This window comes from Millionella massiliensis, from assembly GCF_900104655.1.
GTDB classification, from domain to species: Bacteria; Bacteroidota; Bacteroidia; order Bacteroidales; family Rikenellaceae; genus Rikenella; species Rikenella massiliensis.
In genome coordinates, this window is sequence record NZ_FNWD01000002.1 from 176,344 (window position 1) to 197,379 (window position 21,036).

Consider the following 21,036-nt stretch of genomic DNA (forward strand, 5'->3'; position numbering starts at 1 on the left):
GCAAGCAGCCCTTCGACCTTCCTGCTTTAAGGGATTGGTCGAAGGGCTGCTCCGTATAGGACTGGCGCGCCGGCTCAGGATGGGTCTGTTTCAGTCGGCTTGTCCGATTCGGTCGGCGGATCGAGCAGGTGGTACTCGATGTAGTAGATTTTGATGAGCAGCAGGAAGCCGGAGATCAGCAGCGGCCCGAAGATAATGCCCCAAAATCCGAACAGCGGGATGCCCAGGATGACGCCGAAGATGACCACCAGCGGATGGGTATCGGCCGCCTGTTTCATCAGGATGATGCGGCAGAGGTTGTCGACGTTGGCAACCACGAGGACGGCTCCGCCCAGCAGGACGATCCCCTGCCAGATGGCGCCGGTCGAGAGGAGGTAGATACTCAGCGGAATGGTGACCAACGCAGTGCCCAGCATCGGGACGAGGCCGAAAACGCCGGTCAGGAAGGCCCAGAACAGGATGTTGTGGATGCCGACGATCCAGTAGAGCAGGGCTGCCGTGGCGGCCTGGGCGATCATGATGACGGGGATGCCGATGGCGTTGCTGAAGATGGTGGTTTTGGCTTCGCGGCGGATCAGCCGGAGGCTCTCTCCGCTGAAGGGAACGTAGCGGTAGAGGTGGCTCTCCATGTTGCGTCCGGCGGAGAGCATGAAGTAGAGCAGCACCAGCATCAGCAGGATGTTGGCGGCGAAACTGTAGGTGGTATTGATCAGCATCGAAACGAAGCCGGTGAAGAAGCTTCGGTATTCGGCGAGCAGTTTGGCGGGTACGATCTGGTAACCGGTGGTGTCGTTGATTTTGGAGATCAGGCGATCGAAAGTGTCAATGATTCGGGAGGTGTCGACACGCGGGATTTCGGAGGCGATGACTTCGAAGACGACGTATCCTATGCCCAGCAGAATAACACAGGTGGCTCCGACCAGCAGGAGCGAAGCGGCCCATTTCTTCCAGTGGCGTTTTTCGGTGAGGAAAAACAGCGGTGGACGCAGCACGACGTAGAGGGTCGTGGCGCCGAGGAATGCACCGACGAAGAAGTTGAGTTGCCAGAAGATGATGATTCCGAGGGTGACCAACACTCCGAGGAACAGCAGCTGGCGAAAAAACGGGTTGTTGTGTGAGGCACTTTGCGGCATGGCGGGGGTGTTTGGCGTATCGCACGAATTAACCGAGCAGCAGCGAGGGGTTGTTCAGATCGCCCGTGTGGGGATCGTTCTGCTGGAGCGGGTAGATCAGGATGAAGCTGTTGTCGTGGGCGTACTTGTTCAGGTATTCGGGCACGGCGTTCATGTTTTTGTCGTAGGAGAGGCCGCCGCGCCGGCTCATCACGGCCAGAATGATGTCATTGGCCTTGATCTCGCGGAAGAGGATCAGGAAGTCGTTCCAGTCATTGAATTCGTTGAACTCGGCTTCGATCGGATTCTGGGCATGGATGGCGCGGATGCGTTCCAGCGTGTGGGCGGGGGCGTAGAAGACGACTTTGGTGTTGGTATTGCGCCCCATGTTCCACACTTTCAGCATCCACAGGGCAAACCCGAGCTCATATTCGGCACGTTCCGGAACGAATACCAGCAGGCGTTGGGCGGTCGAAAGGGGCTGGACGGGCTTATATATAAGTGTGGTGATGTTGTTCCGGGTCAGGATGGTTTCGGTGGTGGCGCTGGGGAAATGTGAGGTGTCGTCCCGGGGGTCCAGGCCGAGGATCAGGTCGCTGATTTTCTGTTCGTGGATGATGCTGATAATGGCATTGGCCGTGTCGGAGTCGTAGCGCAGCAACTCCTGCATGACGCTGTCGGTGGCGGCGGCGGTCATGACCGATTTTTCCAGCAATCGACGGCCCTGTCGGTCGGCGGTATCGTTGGATGCCCGGTCGTTGGTGACCACGTGTAGGGCGTAGAGTCCGTTCCGGTTGTGTTTCGACTTGACGGTGACGCTCAGGTGAACCAACTCTTCGGCGGTCTCGGGGTGGCTCACGGGGATCAGAATCCGTTCGTCGAGGGCGTCCTTGCCCGAATCGGAGTTCGACTCGTGGGTCTCGAGCAGAGCGATGTTCCGGGCTCCGCGCTGGGTCACGAACGAAGCGATGGTGCAAGTGATCAGGATCATCAGAATCGTACCGTTCAGCACGCTCTCGTTCAGCAGGCGGATCGGTTCGCCGGTCTCGGTATGGCCGGTGATGACGTTGTAGCCGACCATCACGGCAGCCAGTGTGGCGGCGGCCTGGGCGTTGCTCAGACCGAAGATCAGACGGCGTTGGTCGATGCTGTATTTAAAGGATTTCTGCGTGGCGTAGGCGGCCAGGAATTTGGCTACGGTGGCCACAACGGTCATGACGAGGGCGACCTTGATGGTCTCGAAGTCCTTGAAGAAGGCGCGGTAGTCGATCAGCATCCCCACGCCGATCAGGAAGAAGGGGATAAAGATGGCGTTGCCCACGAACTCGATCCGGTTCATCAAGGGCGAGGTGCGGGGGATGAGGCGGTTCATCGAGAGGCCGGCCAGGAAGGCGCCAATGATGGGTTCGATGCCGGCGGCCGATGCCAGAAAGGCCCCCAGAAAGACGATGGCCAGCACGAAGATGTATTGCGAGACGTTGTCGTGGAAGCGTTTGAAGAACCACCGTCCGAGCAACGGGAAAAGAATCAGGATGATGCTGGCGAAGAGTACGAGCGAGATGCCGAGGCGGATCCAGAAGCTGTTGTCGACCGATCCGGCCGAGAGTCCGACGATGATGGTGAGCACCAGCAGGGCCAGGGTGTCGGTGATCATGGTGCCGCCGACGGTGATGGTCACGGCCGGGTTTTTCTGTACGCCGAGTTTGCTGATGATCGGGTAGGTGATGAGCGTATGGGAGGCGAACATGCTGGCCAGCAGAATGGAGGTCAGTATGTTGAAGTCCAGCAGGTAGATGCCGGCCGCGATGCCGATCCCCATCGGGATACAGAAGGTGTAGAGGCCGAAGATGAGGCTTCGCCAGCTGTTTTTCTTGAAGTCGGCGATGTCGATCTCTAGTCCGGCCAGGAACATGATGTAGAGCAGGCCGACGGTGCCGGACATGATGATGCTGCTGTCGCGCTCGATCAGGTTGAAACCGAACGGGCCGACGACGGCTCCGGCGATGATGAGTCCCAGTAGTGACGGGATGCGTATCTTGTTGAGGACCAGCGGCGCGAAGAGGATGATGATCAGGATCAGCAGAAACTTCAGCACCGGGTCGGTCAGCGGCAAGGTGAAATCGGGCAGGGTCAAGGGTAACATAACGGTTCGGGTTTGGACAGGATTCGTTACATTTGCAATATAACCAAAATTACAACAAAAATGAAGCCATTGTTTGTACATTATCCCAAATGTGGCACTTGTCGCAAGGCGGCGAAGTGGTTGGTCGAGCATGGGGTCGATGTGGAAGCGCGTGATATAGTGATCGATAGACCGACGGCCGGGGAACTTGCCCGGTGGCAGGCCGTGAGCGGGCTGCCGGTGCGGAAATTTTTCAATACGAGCGGCCTTTTGTACAAAGAACTGGGGCTGAAGGATAAACTTCCCACGCTCACGGATGAGGTGATGATCGAGCTGCTGGCCAGTGACGGTAAACTGGTCAAACGCCCCGTGCTGGTGCTGGCCGACCGCGTGCTGGTCGGATTCAAAGAGGAGGAGTGGAGCGAGGCGCTGGCTCGGTAGATACATACTTTGTGACAGTAGGAAATACCAAACCCAAACGATAGATATGATGAAACAAGCAAATTTGTATGACCTCTCGGGGCGCGTAGCGGTCGTGACTGGCGGCTACGGCGTGTTGGGAGGTAGTATGGCCCTGTTCCTCTCCGAACAGGGAGCCAAGGTGGCCATCCTGGGGCGTAATGCCGAGAAAGGCGGGGCCAAGGCGCGTGAGATCGCTGCGGCTACCGGCGGGCAGACCCTCTTCCTGCAGGCCGACGTGCTCGACAAGCCGGCTCTGGAACGTGCCTGTGAAACGCTGATGAACCAGTGGGGCGCGGCGGATATTCTGCTCAACGCGGCCGGCGGCAACCAGGCCGGAGCGACGATCGCCCCGGATCAGACCATTTTTGACCTCAATACCGACGCGATGCGCGGCGTGGTGGATCTCAATTTTATGGGAACCGTGCTGCCGACGCTCGTATTCGGTAAGGCGATGGCCGACGCCGGACGCAAGGGGAGCATCATTAACATCTCGTCGATGGCGGCGCAGGGGGTGATTACCCGCGTGGTCGGGTACTCGGCCTCGAAGGCGGCGATCGACAACTTCACCCGCTGGATGGCGGTCGAGATGGCCAAGAAGTTCGGCGAAGGGGTGCGGGTCAACGCCATTGCCCCCGGTTTCTTCCTGACCGAACAGAACCGGACGCTGCTGACCAATCCCGACGGGTCTCTGACTGACCGCTCGCGCGACATCATCGCCGCCACGCCATACGGACGCTTCGGCGAACCCGAAGAGCTGAACGGAACGCTCGGCTGGCTGGCTTCGGATGCTTCGGCTTTCGTGACCGGGGTCGTGGTGCCCGTCGATGGCGGATTCTCGATCTTTAGCGGAGTCTGATCGTTTTTTTGCGAATCAAAAGTTTTATTATTGGCCGATGGCCGCTCTGCCCGGGAATACCGAGCCGGAAATATCTGCCCGGATATATCTGTACGGAGGCCCGGAAAGATGTGTCTGGACAGGTGAGTGGGGAAAGAGTGCGTTCGGCGTGGGACGAGCGGGGGAAAACCTCGTTCGCATCCGGCGAGAACGGACCAGCAAGTAGGGCGTGCAGCTGTCGGCAGTCGTTACATTCAGGTAAAATCATGGAACAGAATAGAATACGGTTCGAGCAGACCATGCGTTGGTACGGCCCGAACGACCCCGTGTCGCTGGCGGACATCCGTCAGGCCGGCGCCGTGGGAGTGGTCAGTGCGCTGCACCACATCGCACCCGGCGAGGTGTGGACGCTCGACGAAATCGAACGATACAAGGCGCGGATCGAAGCGGCGGGCCTCACGTGGCACGTGGTGGAGAGCCTGCCCGTGAGCGAGGAGATCAAAACCCGTCGTGGCGACTATCTGCGCCACATCGAAAACTACAAGGTGAGCCTGCGCAATCTGGCTGCGGCCGGGGTGCCTGTGGTGACCTACAACTTCATGCCGGTGCTGGACTGGACGCGTACCAATGTGGCGTACGAATTGCCGGACGGTTCGCGTGCGCTGCGCTTCGAACGCGCCGCCTTCGTGGCTTTCGACCTCTATATTCTCCAGCGTCCCGGTGCCGAAAAGGATTACAGCCCCGATGAGGTGAACCGGGCACGGGCGCGGTTCGAACGGATGACGCCCGAAGAGATCGACACCCTGACGGCCAGTGTGCTGATGGGATTGCCCGGTGCCGACGAGAGCTTCACGCTCGAAAATATACGTGCCGGACTGGAACTTTATCGCGATATTACGGATGCCCGGCTGCGCGAGCACTTGATCCTGTTTCTGCAGGAGGTGGCTCCGGTGGCCGACGAGGTCGGTGTGCGGCTGGCGATCCATCCCGACGACCCGCCCTATCGGTTGCTGGGCCTGCCGCGCATCATGAGCTGCGCCGAGGATTTCGCCCGGCTGGCCGAAGCGGTGCCCAATCGCTCCAACGGGCTCTGTTTCTGTACCGGATCGCTCAGCATTCGGGCCGACAACGACCTGCCGGCCATGGCCGAACGGTTCGGGAATGCCGGCCGGATCCATTTCGCCCACCTGCGGAGCACGGAGCGTGATGCCGAGGGAAATTTCTACGAGGCGAACCACCTCGAAGGGAGCATCGACATGTATGCGATCATGCGGGCGCTGGTCGAGGCGATGCAGCGCACCGGGGCGTCGATCCCGCTCCGTCCGGACCACGGTCATCAGATGCTCGACGACCTGAACAAAAAGACCTACCCCGGCTATTCGGCCATCGGGCGGCTCAAGGGGCTGGCCGAGTTGCGCGGACTGGAGCTGGGGATCGGGCGGACGCTCTATCCCGACACCGCCGCTTCGGACTGTCGAACCGATAAAACCGATAAAAAGTAACGGCGATGGAACGGGAATTTATTCATGACGATTTTCTGCTCGGCTCCGATGCGGCCCGCGAACTCTACCACGGCCATGCCGAACGGATGCCGATCCTCGACTACCACAACCACCTGTCGCCCCGGCAGGTGGCCGAGGATTACCGGGCTGATAACATTGCGCAACTGTGGCTCGGCGGCGACCATTACAAATGGCGGGCCATGCGTGCTGCCGGCGTCGATGAACGTTACGTAACGGGCGATGCGTCGGACTGGGAAAAGTTTGCCCGCTGGGCCGAAACGGTACCCCAGACCCTGCGTAATCCGCTCTACCACTGGACGGCACTCGAACTGAAACGTTATTTCGGCGTCGATACGCTGCTCAAACCCGCGACCGCCCGCGAGATCTACGACCGTTGCAACGCCATGCTGGCCGACGACCCGGATTCGTTTTCGGCGCGCGGTCTGCTGCGCCGGATGCACGTCGAAGTGATCTGTACGACGGACGATCCGGTCGATTCGTTGGAGTATCACATGGCTTATGCGCGGAGTCGCGGGGCGGGTGATCCGCAGATGTTACCCGCCTGGCGGCCTGATAAGGTGGTGGCCGTGGAGTCGCCCGATGCCTGGAACGGGTATGTGGATCGTTTGTCGGAGGTGGTCGGCCGTCCGGTCGATAGCTTTGGGGCGTTGCTGGAGGCGTTGCGCGAACGTCAGCGTTTCTTTGCCTCGGCCGGGTGCCGCGTGTCGGACCATGGGCTCGATACGTTCTACGGCGAAGAGTTTACCGACGCCGGGCTGGAGTCGCTCTTTACCGCCCTGCGTGAGGGCGAGGCGCTGTCGGCCGAAGAGCAGCGGGTGTTCAAGTCGGGTCTGCTGTACCACCTGGCGGTGATGAATGCCGAACAGGGGTGGGTGCAGCAGTTCCACGTCGGCCCGCTGCGCAATAACCGTACGGTGCTGATGCAGAGCTACGGACCCGATGCCGGAGCCGATTCGTTGGACGACCAACCGGTGGCGCGTGCCATGGGGCGACTCTTCGACCGACTCGATCGCGAAGGCATGCTGGCCCGCACGATCGTCTACAACCTCAATCCGAAAGACGGTGAGGTGATGGCGGCCATGGCGGGAAACTTCCAGGATGGAACGGTTCCCGGCAAAATGCAGTACGGTGCGGCGTGGTGGTTCTCCGACCACCTGAACGGTATGGAACGCCAGATGGACATCCTTTCCAATTACGGTCTGCTGAGCCGTTTCGTGGGGATGCTCACCGACTCGCGCAGTTTCCTCTCCTTCCCGCGGCACGAATATTTCCGCCGATTGCTTTGCGACATGTTGGGACGCGACATCGAACGCGGTCGCATCCCGTTGTCGGAGATGGACACCGTGGGACAGATGGTCGAGGCGATCTGTTACGGAAACGCCAAGGCTTATTTCGGTTTCTGAGGTCTTTGAGGTTTCTGAGCCGGGATGTGTCGCAAATTGCACGATTTTTGCTAGCCTATCCTTAAGTTTAATGTCGTTCGATGATGTATCGTTTCCGCGGCGGAAACGGGGAAGATGGGGAGCGGAAGGTCGCCGTATGTAGAGGAAGTGGGGAACTTGGCAAACCTGTTCCGCGGATTCTTGATAGATCATTCGAAAAATGTGTAATATGCAGATCTTCCGATCATGAAGGTTTCTCAATCGAACCGTTGGGTGAGCTTCCTGCTCTCCGACCGATACGCCAACCTGGCCCTGTTGTTGTTGCGCCTGTTTGTGGGAGGCATGATGCTGACCCATGGGGTGGCCAAAATTCAGAATTTCGAAGCACTGCGTGCCGCCTTCCCCGATCCGATCGGGTGGGGGGCGGGTATCTCGCTCGTGATGATTATTCTGGTGGAGGTGGGGTGTTCGCTGCTGGTGCTCGCCGGACTGATGACACGTTTCGCGACGCTTCCTCTGATCTTCTCGATGATTATGGCCATCAGCGTTCATCCGGATATGAGTCTGGCGAGTATCGAGTTGCCGATGCTCTATGCCGGGTTGTTCCTGGTAATTTTGGTTGCGGGACCCGGCAAATGTTCGGTCGATTACCTGATCGGCAAGATGTTCGAGCGTCCGGAGTAGTTGGGACCGGTTGTTCACCCGGTGAGCGGCAGACGTTGTGACTTGTGTCGTCGGGAGAATCATCTCCCAATGGCTTGGGGTGAACAAAAAGGAGGCTATGTAATGAATAGAAGGGGAGGGTAAATCAATTTGGTTTACCCTCCCCTTATTCCTACTGCAATGTAGATTCTAATTTATTGTCAAATTCCAGTTAACAGTTGTTTACAGGTGTAATTTGAATCTCTGCTTTATATGAGGCGTGTCTTGATAGCAATCTGTTTTTACCCGAGAGGGAAAGTTTCTCAAAGGAGAGCAGTCGGTGAACCGGTGTATGTACGGACTGAAAGCTAAAGCTCTTTTGGCAGTGTCACTATCCTGCTAAAACTGTCTCGGAGCTGGTGCCGTGTATCCATACGGGACGTGTTGTTCTGCTTTTCGCAGCTCTTCTCTGCGGAAGGTGGAGGCGTCTCTTGCTCGGGTCGGTATGTTGGCAGGGCTTGCAAGGCGCACTTTTGCTGTTTTCCCCTTTAACGGCTTTGTGTGCCTGGGTACACGTTAGCGGGCGGCCGCCGTGGCGATGGCTATGCGCTGTTCGACGTAATGGCGAAGCAACTCGGCGGTCCGTTCGATTCCCAGTACCGAGGAGTCGATGCAGATGTCGTAGGTGGTGGCGGCTCCCCACGTGCGGTCGGTGTAGAAGTTGTAGTATCCGGCTCGTTTCCGGTCCGTTTTCCGCATCATGTCCAGCGCCTCTTTGGGACTCTTGGCGCCGTGGCAACGCATGACCCGTGCAATGCGGTCGTCGTCCGAAGCGTAGATGAAGGTGCTGATGCAGACCGGTTCGTTGCGCAGGATATAGTCGGCACAGCGGCCCACAATGACGCATGAACCGGCGTGGGCTACATCCCGAATGACGTCGGACTGGAATTTGAAGATATTTTCACCGGCCAGCGCATTTTCGGCTCCGAGGCTTCCGCCGTAGAGGGTGAGGTTGGCGGTCAGGGCACGAAGCAGGTTGACGGGACCTTGTTCTTCGGCCTTTTCGAAGTATTCTGAGTCGATGCCGCTCTCTTTAGAGGCGGCCGAGATCAACTCTTTGTCGTAGTAGGGAATGTCGAACATTTCGGCCAGTTTGTGGCCCAGTTCGCGACCGCCGCTCCCGAACTGGCGGCCGATGGTGATGACAAAACGGGGTGTATCCATGGGTGGTGGAGTGTGTTTACGGGGTTATTGGTTGTTGGCGGTTTCGAGGGTGTGCATCCGGCGGAACGTGCGGAATTGTCTCCAGAGCAGGATGGCTGCCAGGGTGGTGGCGGCCGTGTCGGCCAGCGGCATGCTCATCCAGACGCCGTTCGGTCCGAAAAATTCGGGCAGGATCAGCAGGAACGGTAGCAGGAAGATCAGTTGTCGGGTGAGCGACAGGAAGATGGCCTTGGGTGCCATGCCGATCGACTGGAAGAAGTTGGAGGTGACCATTTGGAAACCCACAACGGGGAACATGGCCAGCACGATCCGCAGGCCGTGGCTCGAGATGGCGATCAGTTCGCTGTCGTTCGTGAAGAGCATGGTGATATACTCAGGGAAGATCTGGCAGACCAGAAAGCCGGTCGTAGTGACGCTCACGGCGCAGAAAATCACGTATTTGAGTGTTTTGGTGACGCGGTCGAACTTGCGGGCTCCGAAGTTGTAGCCGACGATTGGCTGCATTCCCTGATTCAGCCCCATGACGACCATTACGAAGAGCATGGCGATACGGTTAACGATGCTGTATCCGCCAATATAAAGGTCGCCACCGTGGTGCATCAGCGATTTGTTGATGAGGATCACGATGACGCTGGAGCAGACGTACATCAGGAAGGGGGCCATACCGATGGAAAGGATCCCCTTGACGATGGTCCGTTTGAGGCGGATGGTACCGCGGGTGAAGTGGATGAGATACTTTTTGTTGAGAAAGTGTTTCAGTTCCAAACTCATCGCAACGACTTGGGCGATGACGGTAGCCCAGGCGGCACCTTCGATTCCCCAACCGAATCCAAAGATGAAAATGCCGTTCAGAATGCAGTTTAGCACCACGGCCGTGAGCATGATGCCCATGGCGCGTCCAGGGTATCCCGATGCACGTAGCATGTCGTTCAGTCCCAGGTAGATGTGTGTCACCACGTTGCCGGCCAGGATGATGAGCATGTAGCTGCGGGCATAGCTGATGGTGTTGTCGCTGGCACCGAAAAAGTAGAGGATGGGATCCAGCAAGGGCAGACAGATGGCAGTGTATATCAGACCGATCAGGGTGTTGAGGATGATGACGTTGCCGAGAATCATCAGGGCGCTTTTGTGGTCGTTCTGTCCCATGCGGATCGAGAGTTGTGTCGAGGCTCCGATCCCCACCAGCGACCCGAAAGCAGCTGCCAGGTTCATCAGCGGCATGGTGATTCCCAGTCCGGAAAGTGCCAACGGGCCGACGCCGTGGCCGATGAAAATGCTGTCCACCAGGTTGTAGAGCGACGATGCGGTCATGGCGATGATGGCCGGAATGGCGTACCGCAGCAGCAGGGAGGGTATCTTTTCGGTACCCAACAGTAGGGGAGAGGCTTGTTGAGGCATATCAGAAATGGTTTACAAGCCGGAATGTTGTGGAGAATCACACCATCCGGCTTGCAAAGATAGGGCTAATTTTTCAGTTGTTTTCTGTTCAATTTCGGAGTTGTTTAAGCAGATTTGCGACTGCCTGCGGCAGGTTGTCGGACGAGGCGGCGAGTGCTTTGATGAAGCCGCTCCCGACGATCACCCCGTTGGCGGCGCTTTGTGCTGCCGTACAGGTCGCGGCGTTCGAAATGCCGAAGCCGATCAGGCGGGGATTCCGCAGGCCCATTCGGTCGATGCGGTGGAAGTAGGAGAGGGTGGCGTCACTGAAACTGTGTTGGGTGCCAGTGGTGGCGGCTGTCGATACCATGTAGATGAAGCCGTCGGTGTGCTCGTCGATCAGCCGGATACGCTCTTCGGAGGTCTCGGGCGTGATGAGCATGATGAATTTCAGTCCGTAGCGGTCGGCTAGCGGCTTGTAGTCACGCAGATATTCGGCAAAGGGGAGGTCGGGGATGATCACGCCATCGATGCCTGTCGAAGCGCAATCGCGGCAGAAGTTCTCTACGCCGTATTGCATGATGGGGTTCAGGTAACCCATCATAACAAGCGGAATATCAATTTTCTGTCGAATATCTTTCAGCTGTTCAAACAGTTTGCTGAGCGTCATGCCGTTCTTCAGGGCAATCTGGCTGCTGTTTTGGATGGTGGTGCCGTCGGCCATCGGATCGGAGAAGGGGATGCCGATTTCGGCCATGTCGACACCTTGTGCGGCCATCGCTTCGAGAATCGGCACTGTGTCGTCGATGTCCGGATAGCCGGCCGTGAAGTAGAGCGAAAGTATGTTGTGTTGTTTCTGGCTGAAAAGTTGGTTGATGCGGTTCATGATCGGAGGATTTTGATAAACGGTTCGAGTAAGTTGAGGTCTTTGATGCCGGCTTCTATCTCGAAGCGGCTATTGAGGTCCATGCCGTAAAGCATTGGGTTGCCGATGTTTGAGATTTCTTTCGCATCGCGTGGCGAGATGCCGCCGCTCAGCAGAAAGGGGGTCGGCCCGGCGTAGTTTTCGAGCAGTTGCCAGTCGAAGCGGCGGCCCGATCCGCCGTGGGCCGGGGTGCGTGTGTCGAACAGAAACAGGTCGCAGCAGCCGATGTAATCAGCGGTCAATGTAAAGTCTTTTTTCTCGCTGATTCCAAAGGCTTTGATGATTTCATATCCGGCATTTTTCAGTTCATGGCACTGGCCGGGTGTTTCGCTGCCGTGGAGTTGCAGCGTGTCGAGACGGTAACGTGCGGCAGTCGTGAAGATGTCGGCGGTACGGGCGTTGACGAAGACCCCGACGCGGCGGATCGTGGGCGGGGTGTCGAGCGGCTCCGGCGAGGTGACGCAGCGGGGCGATGCGGGGTGAAAGATGAATCCCATGTAGTCGGGATCCAGTGCTGCAACCGCTCTGATATTATCCCGATTGCGCATTCCGCATACCTTGATTTTTAGCTGTCTGCGATTCATTGTTTCAACCTTTCGATGAAGTGGCGTAGTGCGTCGGCGGGTTGGGGCTCTTTCATGAAATTCTCGCCCATCAGGAAGCCGCGATAGCCGGCCTCACGCAGACGCAGGACACTTTCGGGTGAGCTGATGCCGCTCTCCGATATGCGCACGAACGAGGTCGGGATTTGTTCGGCCAGTTCGAATGAGGTGCGGATGTCGGTGACGAACGTCTCCAGGTTGCGGTTGTTGACGCCCACAACGTCGATCGTCGGGCAGATACAGTCCAGTTCCTGCGGCTTGTGGACTTCAAGTAATATTTCAAGTTTTAAATGATGCGCAAAGGAACAGAGCTGGTTGACTTTTTCCGGGTGAAGTGCTGCTGCAATTAGTAGTATGACGTCGGCTCCGGTCACTCGGGCTTCGGCAATCTGGTATTCGTCGATGATAAAATCCTTGCGCAGCAGCGGGACGGTTGTGAGCGAACGGGCCTCACGCAGGTCGTCGAGCGATCCGCCGAAATATTCGGTGTCGGTCAGGATGGAGCAGGCCGTTGCTCCCGAAGCGGCGTAGCCGGGAACGATCTCTGCTATCTGCGCCCCTTGGTGGATAAACCCTTTCGAGGGGGAGCGGCGTTTGAACTCGGCAATGATGCCGGTGTCCGAACGCTCCAGTGCGGCGCGGAACGAATGCGGCTGGCGACTTACTGCCTGGGCTTCTTCCAACAGCGCGGCGAACGGGCGTGCCTTTTTCGCTGCGGCCACTTCCGCCTGCTTGGTCTCTATAATCTTATCCAGTATGGTGTTCATAATCAGGCGATGTTACGAATTGATCTCAATAAATCGTTTTAGCGATCGGAGGGCCTTTCCGCTGGCGATCGAGTCGCGCGCAGCGGCGATGCAGTCGGTCAGGGACTTGCTGCGGTCGATGGTGTGGATGGCGAAGGCGGCATTGGCGACGACCGTATTGGTTTGTGCAGCGGTGGCGGTGCCGTTCAGTACGCGGTCGAAAATGCGTGCCGCTTCTTCCACGGTCTCGCCGCCGTAGAGATCGGCCTCGGTGCTGCGCGTGAAGCCCAGCGATTCGGGCGAGATGACCTCTTCGCCCGTGCGGCTGAACCATTTAAAGTCGTCCGTGAGCGAGATCTCGTCGTATCCGTCCAGCGAGTTGACGATCGTGTATTCGGTGTCGGTCTGCTGGTAGAGGTAGTTGTACATCCTCCCGAGCTTCAGGTTATAGACTCCCAGCAGTTGGTATTTGGGCAGGCAGGGGTTGACCAGCGGACCGAGCATGTTGAAAAAGGTCCGGACGGCGAGTGCTTTGCGCACTGGTGCGACCTGCTTCATGGCCGGGTTGAAAAACTGGGCGTGTAAAAAGGCCATACCGCACTGGTCCAGCGATTTGCGGAGCGTATCTGCATCGGCGGTAAAGCGTACCCCGTGAGCTTCGATGACGTTCGATGCGCCGCTGACGGACGAGGCCCCGTAGTTCCCGTGTTTGATCACGTGGTAGCCGGCGCCGGCCACTACGAAGCAGGCCGCCGTCGAGATGTTGAAGGTGTTTTTGTTGTCGCCGCCGGTGCCCACGATGTCGATGGCCGGATAGTCCGACAGGTCGACCGGAACGCGCAGTTCCAGCAGGGCGTCGCGGAAACCGCTCAGCTCCTCGATGGTGATGCTGCGCATCAGGAAAACGGTGATGAAGGCGGCGATCTGGCTGTCGTTGCATTCGCCGCGCGATATGCGGAGCATGATGTCGCGGGCTTCTGCCCGGTCGAGGCATTCGTGCTCGAAAAGTCGGTTGAGTATCTGTTTCATGGTGTGAGGTCAGTGTTTGATCCAGTTGGCGATCATGCGTTTTCCTTCGGGTGTGAGGACCGATTCGGGATGGAACTGCACCCCGCGCACGTCGTAGGTGCGGTGGGCCAGTGCCATGATGTGTCCTTCGTCGTCCACGGCCGTGATCTTCAGCGTGTCGGACGGGAAACCGTCGCGGTCGACGATCCAGGAGTGGTAGCGGCCAACTTCGGGGTGGGGCGAGATGCCCTCGAAGAGCGGGTCGGGTTCAGTGATTTCGATCCGGCTGGCGATGCCGTGGTAGACGTGGGGCAGGTTCAGTAGCCGGGCGCCGAAGGCCTCTCCGATGGCCTGCTCGCCGAGGCAGACGCCGAGGATGCTCTTGGTCGGGGCGTAGCGCTCGATGAGCGGCAGCAGAATGCCGGCTTCGGAGGGGATGCCGGGACCGGGCGAGAGCAGAATCTTGTCGTAGGCGTCCACGGCGTCGAGGGTGATCCGGTCGTTGCGGAAGACGTCGATCGAGGCGCATCCCGTCTCGCGGAGAATCTGCACGAGGTTGTAGGTGAAAGAGTCGTAGTTGTCGAAAACAAGGATTTTCATGGCGGTCTTAGTGTTGGGTGGGGTCGGCCAGTTCGATGGCACGGCGCAGCGCGCCTAATTTGTTGTTCACTTCGCGCAGTTCGTTTTCGGGGTCCGAATTGGCCACGATGCCGCCGCCGGCCTGGAAGTAAAGGGTATTGTTGCGGCTCAGGAAGGTGCGGATGGTGATGGCCTGGTTCAGGTTGCCGTCGAAGCCGATGTGGCCGATGCAACCGCCGTAGAAACCCCGGCGATGGGGCTCGATTTGGTCGATCAGCTGCATGGCGCGCACCTTCGGGGCACCGGAGAGCGTACCGGCCGGGAAGGTGTCGGCGTAGAGCCGGATGCGGTTGACTCCGGGCGGCACGGTGCCGCACACGCGCGAAACCATGTGGATCACGTGGGAGTAGAATTGCAGCTCTTTGTAGGATTTGACATACACCGCCGACGTGTTGCGGCTCAGGTCGTTGCGGGCTAGGTCGACCAGCATGGTGTGTTCGGCGTTCTCCTTGGGGTCGGCCAGCAGCTGCTGGGCCAGGCGTTCGTCTTCGGCGTCGTTGCCGCTGCGCTTCACGGTTCCGGCGATCGGGTCGATGGTCGCCACGTCGCCTTCGATCTTGAAGTGGGTTTCGGGCGAGGAGCCGAAAATGCGGAACGATCCGAAATCGAAGTAAAACAGGTAGGGCGACGGGTTGATCGAACGCAGGGCGCGATAGACGTTGAAGTCATCGCCGGCGAAACTCTGCGCGAAACGGCGCGAGAGTACGATCTGGAACACGTCGCCGCGCATGCAGTGGCGGATCCCCCGGCGGACGTTGGCCATATGCTCCTGGTCGGTGATGGGCGAGGTGACGGGGCCTGTGGTGCGAAAACCGTAGGTCGGGAAGTTGCGGCTGGCCAGGATGCCGAGCAGGTTATCCATGCGGCTCGTTTCACCTTCGGCCAGGTTTTCCGTGATGGTCATCTCGTTGCGCAGGTGGTTGACCGAAATGACGAACCGGTAGAGCAGGTAGACCATCTCGGGTACTTCGGCTTCGGGGGTGGGGCGGCTCTCGATGCGGACCTGCTCGAAGTGGCGGACGGCGTCGTAGGAGGTGTAGCCGAAAAGACCGTTGGTGGTCGGCCGGTCGCTCTCGACGGCGAAGCGCCGGACGAAGGCGTTCAGGGCATCGGGCAAGCTGATGCCGTCGGTCAGCGGATAGGTGTGGACGGTACGGTCGGGATACTGTTCGGTCACGGTGTCGCCCGCGACGACGAAGCGTGCGATGGGTTCGATGCCGATGTGCGAGAAACTGTTCTCGGAGCTGTGGTAGTCGGAACTTTCGAGCAGTGCCGATTCGGGGAAAATGTCGCGTACCTTGAGGTAGATGCCGACGGGGGTCTGCAGGTCGGCCAGCAGGGTGCGGCTCACGGCCCGCAGACGGATGATGGTGGCATCGTTTGCCGGGACGGCGGCGGTGTGGGGCTTAGGCGTTGGCATGGTCGGCGCGGTTGAAGTATTTGACGTAGGTCTCCATGTCTTTGTCGCCGCGGCCGGAGACGGTCAGCACGACGACATCGTCGGGACGGAACCGCTTCTGTCCGAAGACGGCCAGCGCGTGGGCCGACTCAAGGGCCGGGATGATCCCTTCGAGGGCGGTCAGCTCGAAGGCGGCCCGCAGTGCCTCGTCGTCGGTGATGGCCAGCACTTCGGCGCGTTTGGTCTCGGCCAGGTTGGCGTGGACGGGGCCGATGCCGGGATAGTCGAGGCCGGCCGAAATGGAGTAGGGTTCGAGAATCTGTCCGTCCGGGGTCTGCATCACCAGCGTCCGGGCGCCGTGGATGATCCCTTCGCGTCCCAGGTGGATCGTGGCGGCCGACTGGTCGGTGTCGATGCCCAGCCCGGCGGCTTCGGCGGCGATCAGTTTTACGCGGGTGTCGTTCAGGTAGTGGTAGAAGGTGCCTGCGGCGTTACTCCCTCCGCCCACGCAGGCGATCAGGTAGTCGGGGTAGTCGCGTCCCTCTTTGGCCAGCAGTTGTTTCTTGATCTCTGCGCTGATGACCGACTGGAAACGGGCCACCATGTCGGGATAGGGGTGCGGGCCGACGGTCGAACCGATGATGTAGTGGGTGTCGGCCGGGTTGCAGCACCAGTCGCGGATCGCTTCGTTGGTGGCGTCTTTGAGGGTCATGTTGCCGCTGGTCACGGGGCGCACCTCGGCGCCGAGCATCTGCATCTTCTGTACGTTGAGGTGCTGGCGTCGGACATCCGTGGCGCCCATGTATACGATGCACTGCATCCCCATCAGGGCGCAGACGGTGGCTGCTGCCACGCCGTGCTGACCGGCGCCGGTCTCGGCGATGATGCGGGTCTTGCCCATGCGGCGGGCCAGCAGAATCTGACCGATGGTGTTGTTGATTTTGTGGGCGCCGGTGTGGTTGAGGTCTTCGCGTTTGAGGTAGATCCGCGTGCCGTAGCGCTGGCTCATCCGCGGCGCGTAGGTCAGGGGCGAGGGGCGGCCGACGTAGTCGGTCAGCAGGTCGTGGAACTCTTTCTGGAATGCGGGATCGTCCATGATCCGCAGGTATTCGCGCTGGAGCTGTTCGACGTTCGCATGCAGGATTTCGGGAATGTAGGCGCCGCCGAAGCGACCGTAGTAACCGTTTTCGTCAACGTTGTAGTTCATGGTATGTTGTGTTTTTTTGTGTTTTGCGTGGGTAAAAAAGAAGAAGGGCTGTCGTGCGTCCGACAGCCCTTCTTGCGAGTATCAATTGGTATGGTCACAGGGTATAGCGGTATCGTCACGACTTCTTGTGTAGAATCGTGCGCCACCACCATGCTTGTGCCCGGGTCATTGCTTTCATGAGTCTTCTGTTTGTCTGATCTCTGTTTTTGAACATCGCAAATATAGCGAAAATTCGAATCCGGCAAATTTTTTCGGAAAATTTTTTGAAGTTTTTTCGGGTGTGACTTTTCAGCGTGACGAGAGGGGCTGGGACGCTGTACAGGCCGGGCGGAGTGGGGATTTCTCCCTATATTTGCCGGACTTACGCAAAAAAACATACAATATGCTGATCCTGCTTTCGCCTGCCAAAACGATGGAGATGTCGCCTCGCGCGATGGCTCAACTGCCGACCGAAACCGAACCGATGTATGCGGATGAGGCGCAAACGCTGGTCGCGGCCATGCGCGGCTTTTCGGAAGAAGAGCTGGCCCGGATGTTGAAAATCAGTCCGAAACTGGCAGCGCAGGGTTGTGAGCGTTACCGCTGTTTCGGACAACCCTCCAATCCCCGAAAGGCGGCGATTGCAGCCTACAACGGGAGTGTCTTCCGGGCGATCGACGTCTCGTCGCTGACCCCGGACGATCTGCTCTATGCGCAGGATCGCCTGCGGATTGTCTCGATTCTCTATGGTTTGCTGCGCCCGCTGGATCGGATCGAGGCCTACCGATTGTCTTACGAGGTGAAACTCTTTCCCGGACAGCGCAGCCTGTATGACTTCTGGTCGCCGAAGCTGACCGAACCGCTGATTGCCGATGTGGCAGCGGCGGGCGGGGTGCTGGTCAATCTGGCGAGTCTCGACGTGCAGGGGGCGTTCCGCATGGATGCATTGCGCCAGGCGGTACGGATGGTGACGCCCGAATTTCAGGAGCGGCGTAAGGGACGGTATGTGACGGTTCAAACCTATGCGAAAATGTGCCGCGGTGCGATGACGCGTTATATTATTCGTCACCGCATCGAGTCGCCGGACGATCTGAAGGCCTTTTCGTGGAACGGCTTTGAGTTCGATGCCGCGGTTTCGGACGATGACCGGCTGGTCTTTTCCCGGGAAGGAAGATAACCGGAAGAGGGAATTTTGGCCGAAAAAGAGTTTTACAGAATATTTAAGTTTCACAAATCATGAAATCATTATTTGCATTAACTGTGTGGACGGCTGTGGCCGGGATCATGTTGGCCACTTCATGCGGAGCACCGGTGGAATCCGGCAATGTGTTGCGCAAAAAACTCGAAACGGCGATAAGCGATGTGCCCGGCCGGGTCGGGATTGCGGTCATCTCGCCCGAGGGCGATACACTGACGGTGAACAACGGCGGAGACTACCAGCTGATGAGCGTATTCAAACTCCACCAGGCCTTGGCCGTGGCCCATGCACTCGACCTGCAGGGGGTCTCTTTGGATACGGTTATCCGTGTGCGTCGTACGGAATTCGATCCGGATACCTGGTCGCCCGTACTCACGGAGAAATCCGACTCGTTGCTGAGCCTGACCGTGACCGAGTGGCTGAGCTACCTGCTGCAACAGAGCGACAACAATGTCAGCAACATGCTGTTTCAGCGAATCGCGTCGGTAGCGGCCACCGACAGTTTTATTCGTGCCTCGACCGGGATAACGGACTTCCGACTGACGGTCATGGAGGAGCAGATGCATCGCGACCACAGTCTTGCCGACGGAAATCGAAGCACGCCGCTTGCGTGTGCATCGCTCATCCGCAAGGTGTTTAACGACAGTCTGGTGTCTCCTGCCAAGCAGGAGGCGATACGTCGCATACTCTCCGAATGTCGGACGGGGCTCGACCGTATCCATGTGCCGCTGGCCGGGGAACCGTCGGTAACGCTCGCCCACAAGACGGGCAGCGGTTTCCGTACGCCGCAGGGAATCCTGATGGCGCACAACGATGTGGGTTACGTCACCCTGCCCGACGGTCGTGCCTATGCGCTTGCGGTCCTGGTGAAGGATTTTGACGGTTCCGAAGCTGAAGCATCGGCCGTCATCGCCAAGGTTTCTGAGATCGTTTACGAGGCATATCGATAGAGGATGGTGCGGTAGAGTGTGGTGCGGGGAGGTGGAATTTCTGCTGCCGGTAGCGCAAAGATTTGTGGGGGTGTTTCGTTTGTTGGTGTAATCGATTGGCTTCAAGTCTCGGACGGGGAGCTTATGTGTTCATCAGGGAGAGATAAACTTTGTAGTAAAAATAATCTGTATCGTTTGGATTATGAGATATAAAGTTGTATCTTTGAAAGTGATGGATTTGTGAGATGGCTAACCTAAAAAATATTGGTCATATGGAACGAAAGTTTAAAATGCTCTGCGCTGGAGTGCTTCCCTTGGTTTTGGGGATCGGTATGGCACTTAATTATTGGCAATCGCAAACAGAAGAGCCGATGTCCGACCTGACTTTGGCGAATCTGGAAGCGTTGGCTTTTGTGGGGGAAGGTGATAATATTGGAGGCGCCGCAAGGTGGGAGGTAACTCCGTTGGATGATGAAGGTTCCAAACGGTGCGATCCGGGCGGAACCGAGTTTTGTACATTCTAAAAGTTTTGGAATGTTAGTTTTCGGGCAAAGATTCTCTCGTTGCGAAAGCGGAGGGAATCTTTGTCGTTGATTCAGGCTATTTAAAGATTCGTAATTATGAAAAGATGGGGATTTTATATTGCGGCGATGTTCCTGACAGTCTCATGTACCGAAAAGGGACAGTCGGGTGTCGGCGGGATACAGGTCGATTTTGAGGCTCCCGCCCCGGTATGGAAAGTAGAAAAAATCGTACCGTTGGAGACTCGCAAAGAGACTATGTATAATAGTTTTTTCCGTATCCGTGCGACAGATCGGCATATTTTCGTTCAGGACGATCAGAAAGTGCTGGTTTTCGATACGGCGGGTCACTACCTGTCGAAAATCGAGCATGTCGGCCGTGGCCCGCGGGAATATATCCGGATGAGCAATTTCTGGGTGACGGGAGATGAGGTGTATATTTGCGATCGGGCCATCGATAAAGTTCTGGTCTATTCGTTGAACGACGATTTTATCCGCTCCATTCCGGTCGATTTCCGTGCAGACGCTATTGCGGTATTCGATCAGTTCCTGGCGTTTAAAGATGCCTATAATCAGCAGGGTACGTTGGTGGTTACGGACAAAAATGGCAAGCGTGTGTATGAAACCGTGTCGCCGATATTGGCCAAAACGACAGTGAGCATTCCTGCGATTTTCCCGTTTACGGAGGCCGGAGGGCAAATCTATTATTTTCCCGATTACAGCTCGAGCATCTATACGGTGGGGTCCGATACATCGGACGTAAAAGAGATACCGTTCGATTTCGGTGTGCATACGCTGACTCCCGAAATTGTTTCAACGCTGACCGGCCAGAACTTTTCGGAAGTTTTCGATGAAAAAGAGTTGGTTAATTTCCCCAGTTTTTATCCGACTCGGCAGTGGTGGGGAATGGTGTTTTCGATCAGGGAAAATAAATACAGTTGGTATTATAATACAGAATCGAAACGTCAGTATCTTTTGTCGTACGAGAGTTTCCGAGGGTTTAAACCGATTGCTTGCGCAACGGAAGATTGTTTCGTGGCCTCCGTCGAGGCGCCGGTGTTCCTGGAGGACGACCGTTTTGCCGCTTATCGCGACAAGGTTTCGGTCTCGGAGGAAGACAATGCCGTTCTGATATTCTATACGGTCGAATAAGGAACGTTCTGTGCGTCGGTTTTCCGTTCGGCTCTCATTAAAGCGCCCCGTA

Annotated in this window: 20 protein-coding genes; 9 read left to right on the forward strand and 11 right to left on the reverse strand. The window is 57.8% G+C overall.

From position 1 onward, the window contains the following. Positions 1-74: 74 nt before the first annotated feature. Together BQ5379_RS00700 and BQ5379_RS00705 are read right to left on the reverse strand one after the other, a co-directional pair. Positions 75-1,133, reverse strand: coding sequence for an AI-2E family transporter (locus BQ5379_RS00700; RefSeq protein WP_071133653.1), 1,059 nt, complete (start codon positions 1,131-1,133; stop codon positions 75-77). 28 nt (positions 1,134-1,161) lie between these two features. Next, entirely contained in the window at positions 1,162-3,255 is a 2,094-nt protein-coding gene (locus BQ5379_RS00705) for a cation:proton antiporter (RefSeq protein ID WP_071133654.1), read from the reverse strand. A gap of 60 nt (positions 3,256-3,315) precedes the next feature. Between BQ5379_RS00705 and BQ5379_RS00710 the strand changes: the two genes are divergently transcribed. From BQ5379_RS00710 to BQ5379_RS00730, 5 genes are all read left to right on the forward strand, one after another. Next, positions 3,316-3,675: an arsenate reductase family protein gene (locus BQ5379_RS00710; RefSeq protein ID WP_071133655.1), complete on the forward strand. Its 360-nt coding sequence runs from the start codon at positions 3,316-3,318 to the stop codon at positions 3,673-3,675. 46 nt (positions 3,676-3,721) lie between these two features. Beyond that, on the forward strand, positions 3,722-4,552 hold the full coding sequence (locus BQ5379_RS00715; protein WP_394332047.1) for an SDR family oxidoreductase: 831 nt from the start codon (positions 3,722-3,724) through the stop codon (positions 4,550-4,552). A 245-nt stretch (positions 4,553-4,797) separates the two neighbouring features. Continuing rightward, on the forward strand, positions 4,798-6,033 hold the full coding sequence (gene uxuA, locus BQ5379_RS00720) for a mannonate dehydratase (protein ID WP_071133656.1): 1,236 nt from the start codon (positions 4,798-4,800) through the stop codon (positions 6,031-6,033). A gap of 5 nt (positions 6,034-6,038) precedes the next feature. Continuing rightward, the gene (uxaC, locus tag BQ5379_RS00725; RefSeq protein ID WP_071133657.1) at positions 6,039-7,457 is read left to right on the forward strand and encodes a glucuronate isomerase; all 1,419 of its coding nucleotides are present in this window, start codon (positions 6,039-6,041) and stop codon (positions 7,455-7,457) included. 225 nt (positions 7,458-7,682) lie between these two features. Continuing rightward, on the forward strand, positions 7,683-8,120 hold the full coding sequence (locus BQ5379_RS00730; RefSeq protein ID WP_071133658.1) for a DoxX family protein: 438 nt from the start codon (positions 7,683-7,685) through the stop codon (positions 8,118-8,120). Positions 8,121-8,654: 534 nt separating this feature from the next. Here the strand turns inward: BQ5379_RS00730 and BQ5379_RS00735 are convergent. The 9 genes from BQ5379_RS00735 to trpB all read right to left on the reverse strand — a co-directional run bounded on the left by BQ5379_RS00735 (position 8,655) and on the right by trpB (position 17,205). Further along, positions 8,655-9,302, reverse strand: a complete 648-nt coding sequence (locus BQ5379_RS00735; protein ID WP_071133659.1) for a cytidylate kinase-like family protein — start codon at positions 9,300-9,302, stop codon at positions 8,655-8,657. 24 nt (positions 9,303-9,326) lie between these two features. Next, positions 9,327-10,700: an MATE family efflux transporter gene (locus BQ5379_RS00740; RefSeq protein ID WP_071133660.1), complete on the reverse strand. Its 1,374-nt coding sequence runs from the start codon at positions 10,698-10,700 to the stop codon at positions 9,327-9,329. Positions 10,701-10,788: 88 nt separating this feature from the next. Continuing rightward, complete coding sequence (gene trpA, locus BQ5379_RS00745) at positions 10,789-11,565, reverse strand: tryptophan synthase subunit alpha (protein WP_071133661.1); 777 nt, start codon at positions 11,563-11,565, stop codon at positions 10,789-10,791. Beyond that, the gene (locus tag BQ5379_RS00750) at positions 11,562-12,188 is read right to left on the reverse strand and encodes a phosphoribosylanthranilate isomerase (RefSeq protein WP_083377500.1); all 627 of its coding nucleotides are present in this window, start codon (positions 12,186-12,188) and stop codon (positions 11,562-11,564) included. Before BQ5379_RS00750 ends, trpA begins: the two co-directional genes overlap by 4 nt. Beyond that, complete coding sequence (gene trpC / locus BQ5379_RS00755; protein ID WP_071133663.1) at positions 12,185-12,973, reverse strand: indole-3-glycerol phosphate synthase TrpC; 789 nt, start codon at positions 12,971-12,973, stop codon at positions 12,185-12,187. The genes BQ5379_RS00750 and trpC overlap by 4 nt, the downstream gene beginning before the upstream one ends. Positions 12,974-12,985: 12 nt before the next feature. Beyond that, the gene (gene trpD / locus BQ5379_RS00760; RefSeq protein ID WP_071133664.1) at positions 12,986-13,981 is read right to left on the reverse strand and encodes an anthranilate phosphoribosyltransferase; all 996 of its coding nucleotides are present in this window, start codon (positions 13,979-13,981) and stop codon (positions 12,986-12,988) included. Between the two features lie 9 nt (positions 13,982-13,990). Beyond that, positions 13,991-14,560: an anthranilate synthase component II gene (locus BQ5379_RS00765; protein WP_071133665.1), complete on the reverse strand. Its 570-nt coding sequence runs from the start codon at positions 14,558-14,560 to the stop codon at positions 13,991-13,993. Between the two features lie 7 nt (positions 14,561-14,567). Continuing rightward, entirely contained in the window at positions 14,568-16,019 is a 1,452-nt protein-coding gene (locus tag BQ5379_RS00770) for an anthranilate synthase component I family protein (protein WP_083377501.1), read from the reverse strand. After that, positions 16,006-17,205: a tryptophan synthase subunit beta gene (gene trpB, locus BQ5379_RS00775; protein ID WP_071133666.1), complete on the reverse strand. Its 1,200-nt coding sequence runs from the start codon at positions 17,203-17,205 to the stop codon at positions 16,006-16,008. Before trpB ends, BQ5379_RS00770 begins: the two co-directional genes overlap by 14 nt. 382 nt (positions 17,206-17,587) lie before the next feature. Here trpB and BQ5379_RS00780 point away from each other — a divergent pair, with 382 nt between their 5' ends. The 4 genes from BQ5379_RS00780 to BQ5379_RS00795 all read left to right on the forward strand — a co-directional run bounded on the left by BQ5379_RS00780 (position 17,588) and on the right by BQ5379_RS00795 (position 20,984). Beyond that, the gene (locus BQ5379_RS00780; RefSeq protein ID WP_071133667.1) at positions 17,588-18,361 is read left to right on the forward strand and encodes a YaaA family protein; all 774 of its coding nucleotides are present in this window, start codon (positions 17,588-17,590) and stop codon (positions 18,359-18,361) included. A 59-nt stretch (positions 18,362-18,420) separates the two neighbouring features. Next, positions 18,421-19,332 carry a serine hydrolase gene (locus BQ5379_RS00785; RefSeq protein ID WP_083377502.1) on the forward strand — a complete coding sequence of 304 codons (912 nt, stop codon included), beginning with the start codon at positions 18,421-18,423 and terminating at the stop codon, positions 19,330-19,332. 251 nt (positions 19,333-19,583) lie between these two features. Then, a complete protein-coding gene (locus tag BQ5379_RS00790; protein ID WP_071133669.1) occupies positions 19,584-19,835 on the forward strand; it encodes an NVEALA domain-containing protein in 252 nt (83 codons plus the stop codon). Positions 19,836-20,069: 234 nt separating this feature from the next. Further along, positions 20,070-20,984 carry a 6-bladed beta-propeller gene (locus BQ5379_RS00795; RefSeq protein ID WP_159431192.1) on the forward strand — a complete coding sequence of 305 codons (915 nt, stop codon included), beginning with the start codon at positions 20,070-20,072 and terminating at the stop codon, positions 20,982-20,984. Positions 20,985-21,036: the final 52 nt, after the last annotated feature.